This is a genomic window from Secundilactobacillus kimchicus JCM 15530 (assembly GCF_001433995.1).
Taxonomy (GTDB): Bacteria; Bacillota; Bacilli; order Lactobacillales; family Lactobacillaceae; genus Secundilactobacillus; species Secundilactobacillus kimchicus.
Map to the genome: position 1 here is coordinate 1 of NZ_AZCX01000020.1, position 4,173 is coordinate 4,173.

Genomic DNA, 4,173 nt, shown 5'->3' on the forward strand with positions numbered 1-4,173 from the left:
GCCGTTTACAGGCGCCGGGGAACCTGCCGAGTTTAGAGATTGACTACTTGCAAGGCATCATTGATCAGCAAGCGGATAAGCTTGATCAAGCTTTAGGAACTATTGAAAGCCAAGCAAAAACGACTAAACAATTGCAAGACATGGCGGTTGAATCAGCTAAGGCTCGGGCCGCTGACGCTACTACTATCCAACAGCTGAAAGAAATGGTTGTGGATATGACTAAGCAACTGGCGGCTTTCCAAAAGCCCACTACGCCTGCTGATACTACTACCACTGACACCAAGGAAGGGGACAAATAATCATGTTTGTATATCCAAGTTTCAACACTATCCAAATTCAATTCTCCTGGGGCTTGCTAAAACCAGATGATCTAGCAAACTTCACAGCTGGCGGATTCATGACCGCTGACCAGTACAAGCAACTCACCGGCACCGACTACAAGGCTCCCGAAGCCGCTAAGTAGGTGAGGTAAATGAAAAAGCTCTACCAGCACTATCGTAAGAATCAATTTTGGCTTTGGACTGGAATGGAAACCTACGCGCTAGGTATCGTTTTCATTATCCAAGCCAATTTTTTTGACTTATTACCACCAGCCCATTCTGTCGTGGCAGGACTTGACGATCCACTATCGATTTTCTGCTTAGCAATCGTGGGAACGTTTGCGGTGGTGTATTCAATCTGGGACTTCCATTGGTTCTATGCTCGGCCAATTTTGATTGCGATGCTCATTTTTGTGTGGGTGACGTTCTTTTGCGGGTTTCTCATCCACGATATTGAGATTGGAGCAATCATCAGCCCAGGGGCCGTTCTGACTGGAGGTGTGATTTTTCGAATCACATCATATGCATTCACGGGAGATGATTAAGTGAGCCAAGGTGTACTAACGGCCATAATCTCGGCTGTATCAGCGATTGCGGTCGGTTACGTACCTGTATGGGTCGCTCGAATCAACGCAGGCTCCACTGAGTCCCCTAAGGAAGAAGTTAAGCGTCTCCGACAAGAAAACGAGCAATTGAAAATTGAGATTGAAAAATTAAAACGAGGTGATTAATTTGGATTACATCACGCAACTAAATCTGGGTACCGCAGCGGAGCTAGCGATTACAGCTGCCTTAGTCTTTTGCATCACACAAGCAGTGAAGACCACTCGGATCGAAAATCGTTACATGCCATGGATTGCAATGGTGGTTGGTGTTGTGGCCGGACTGGCTTCAGTGGCTACTACCGGCGATAGCAATTACGTTTCTGGAGCGGTCATGGGCCTTTTGGTTGGTGGCTTTACCAGCGGTCTGTTTGACGGATTTAAAGGAATTGGAGGCTAATTATGGCAGGAGAAGTTTATAGCAAGCTGATCACTAGCAAGAATCCTAAGGTCATGAATGCCAGCTCACGAAATGGCCTTAAGATTGACCGAATCATCATTCACCACAATGCGACGACCAACAAGAACACTGCCATGAATACCTGGGTTCAAGGCGGGCCGGCTAACACTTCGGCTCACTATGAAGTCACACCAACCGAAATTATTGGCTGTGTGGGTGAGCAGTACGCCGCTTGGCACGCGGGTGGCACTGGTGGTTCAGATGTACCACGGATCGCTAGCCCAAACCAACGGTCTATTGGAATTGAAAATTTGAACTCAACTGGCGGCCCTGGTTGGAAGGTGGACCCTAAGACAGTTGCCAACTGCGCTCGGTTGGTGGCTGATATCTGTAAGCGGTACGGCATTCCGTTGGACCGCAAGCATGTTTTAGGTCATAACGAGGTGACAGCCACAGCTTGTCCCGGTGGGCTAGATGTGGATGAAGTTGTTCGGCTGGCTAAGAAAGGTGGAACTAGCGTGGCAAAACCAACTTACTATAAGGCCAAGGGTCTGTACGAAGTAATCGCACCGCAGATTAATGGTTACCGAGACATTGGTTTCAAACAGAAGCGGGCCGTTCGTTTCGTGAAAGGAACACGCTTCTACGCTGAACCTGAGAAGTACGGGAAGATTACCCGATTCAAGACTTCAATGGGGTATTTCTCCAGCAACAAAGCGTTTGTGAAGTTTATTAAAGCGATTGATTAACAATTAAGCCACTCTATCCGTTTTGGGTAGGGTGGCTTTTTATTTACTCCAGGATTGCAGTCAAAATTAAACTTTTTAAAATGTATTCTAAAATAAACACATGAGCCAAGCATCCAATTTATAAATAGTGTACGAAGTTTATAAAAAACATCGAATTTTTTTATATAATAGGTTATTATGAAAATTGAATTATCAGAGGATAATTCATTGGATAGTATAGTAAGAAAGGGGAAAGTGCAATGCATAGGAACTCCATAAAAGCGACGATTGCGTTATCGCTCTTTAGTGCATCGCTAGTATTTGTAGCTGGTGGCCTGAATGCTCAGGCTCATGTTGATGACAATACCACACAGATGACGACGATTGCACCAGACACCGAATCTAGAGAAAAAGGTACAGCTCAAGATTCAAGTACTAACTTGGTTGCTGGGGGGCAGAATAGTACAAATTTTGACACGAGTCAGACAGTAAAAAATGATGGTAGCGTTATAGCCTCCGAAAGTAACGAGAACTCAACTACCAATAGCTCTCAGAAAACTTCAGATGAGGTGCAAAATAGTCGATCCGTTACAGATACGTCTAGTGAGTCAAGACCTGAAACGCCGGTGAGCGGTGATACAGGCTCACCTATTACGGGAACTGATTCGCAGACCAGTACAGAAAATGGTCAGGAAAATAGCGAAGACACTACCACAAAGTTGCCTACTACATCAGTTAGCAGTCTTGGAGACGATCAAGAGGTACCAACTACTCATCAAGACACGCACGGTGGGATCGATGCAACTGTTGATAGTACAATTGATCTAGGCATTTCTGATTTGGGATCTTTTGCGCAGAGTTATGATGATGCGTTACCCAATAACACGACTTTACAGCTGGCAAATTCTGGGTCAGATCAGGTTGTAAAAACGTCACAAGGTAATGTTGATGCGTTTTATAATACGAAATCTGGAGATATGACGTTATTAGCCAATAACAAAGTGTTAGTGATTCCTAAATTTGGTTCTATAAACATTACAGATGACAACGGTCATGTTTGGGATGTTTATAATTTGGGCACCGGAAAAATGGGAGTTCAAGATGCAGTTGATTCGAATATTCAGCGTACACGGACAGCTTCAGTAACAGAGTCAGGAATGAACGTTGCCACGTCGGGATCACTAGCAGTTGCCAATGGTGTTAATTTAGCGGCAGATTTAGCAGAAAGTGCTGTTGCTGAGCCAATCAATGCATTGGCTTATGCAACAATGATTGGCTTAGGGATTGCCAGCGCAGTTCCCGTTCTGGGTATCGTTCCGCTGATTGCTGATGGTGTCTTAATTGGGGCTAATTCGCTTTGGCATGGGTTCCAATATGCTTGGAGTACGGCACGGCGTTCTGCTGTTCTAACCCCAGTGGTTGCAGGAGCAGTAGCTGGTCCAGTAGTGAACGGAGTTAATGCTGCAATTCGTGGATCCAATGTAGCAGTAACTAATTCCCCGACCGATCAGAGTCTATCTAATGAAGCAAATAGACAATTACTCGGTAGTCTTGCTGGTTCGGCTACAACAAAAATTGCAGTGGGTACTGATGCTGCTTTGCAAGCTGGGACGTTTGTTGCTCATGCAGCAACAGAAGCTGCTTTTGTAGGAGCAGAATGGGCGCTTGGTGTAATGAGTGCAGTTCCAATTATTGGTATTATTCCATTAATTGCTGACGGGGTATTAATTACAGCTCACTCTGCTGTAAATGCTGGGCAGCGAGTTGCAGACGAAGCACGACGTGCCGCTATATTAGGTACAGGTGGTGCTGTAGCCGTAGCTGGTCCAGCAATTAATGCGGCCCATTCAGTTATTTTAAATAGTCAAGCTCAAATGCATAATAACGACACCTATACTTGGGATTTAAAATAATATCACCTTTCATATAGATATCTCATATAGATATCATGCAAAGTACTCCTTCATTATGATTGATGAAGGAGTTTTTTATTAACTATGAAGTAAATGTGATTGTTATGTATTAAACCCGCCTAGGTTACTGTGCACAAATGGTGCACAAACATAGGTTAAACCCTTTAACGCCGGTATTTTAAAACTGTCAATATTCCGGGTGGGGTCATA

6 protein-coding genes and 1 pseudogene are annotated in these 4,173 nt (G+C 44.6%); all 7 read left to right on the plus strand.

Features of this window, described 5'->3' with window-relative positions:
• Nucleotides 1-299, plus strand: a pseudogene (locus tag FC96_RS13015) (hypothetical protein); the annotation flags it as partial.
• Between the two features lie 2 nt (nucleotides 300-301).
• Nucleotides 302-463 carry an XkdX family protein gene (locus FC96_RS12980; RefSeq protein ID WP_156403242.1) on the plus strand — a complete coding sequence of 54 codons (162 nt, stop codon included), beginning with the start codon at nucleotides 302-304 and terminating at the stop codon, nucleotides 461-463.
• 9 nt (nucleotides 464-472) lie between these two features.
• Nucleotides 473-865, plus strand: coding sequence for a hypothetical protein (locus FC96_RS12410; RefSeq protein ID WP_056943230.1), 393 nt, complete (start codon nucleotides 473-475; stop codon nucleotides 863-865).
• On the plus strand, nucleotides 866-1,051 hold the full coding sequence (locus FC96_RS12415) for a coiled-coil domain-containing protein (protein ID WP_055679850.1): 186 nt from the start codon (nucleotides 866-868) through the stop codon (nucleotides 1,049-1,051). It begins immediately after the preceding gene.
• Nucleotides 1,044-1,322 (plus strand): phage holin family protein, encoded by a 279-nt coding sequence (locus tag FC96_RS12420; RefSeq protein WP_055679849.1) that lies wholly within the window; start codon nucleotides 1,044-1,046, stop codon nucleotides 1,320-1,322. Before FC96_RS12415 ends, FC96_RS12420 begins: the two co-directional genes overlap by 8 nt.
• Before the next feature lie 2 nt (nucleotides 1,323-1,324).
• Entirely contained in the window at nucleotides 1,325-2,071 is a 747-nt protein-coding gene (locus FC96_RS12425; RefSeq protein ID WP_082593670.1) for a peptidoglycan recognition protein family protein, read from the plus strand.
• Nucleotides 2,072-2,310: 239 nt separating this feature from the next.
• Nucleotides 2,311-3,963: a hypothetical protein gene (locus tag FC96_RS12430; protein WP_056943231.1), complete on the plus strand. Its 1,653-nt coding sequence runs from the start codon at nucleotides 2,311-2,313 to the stop codon at nucleotides 3,961-3,963.
• Nucleotides 3,964-4,173 lie beyond the last annotated feature (210 nt).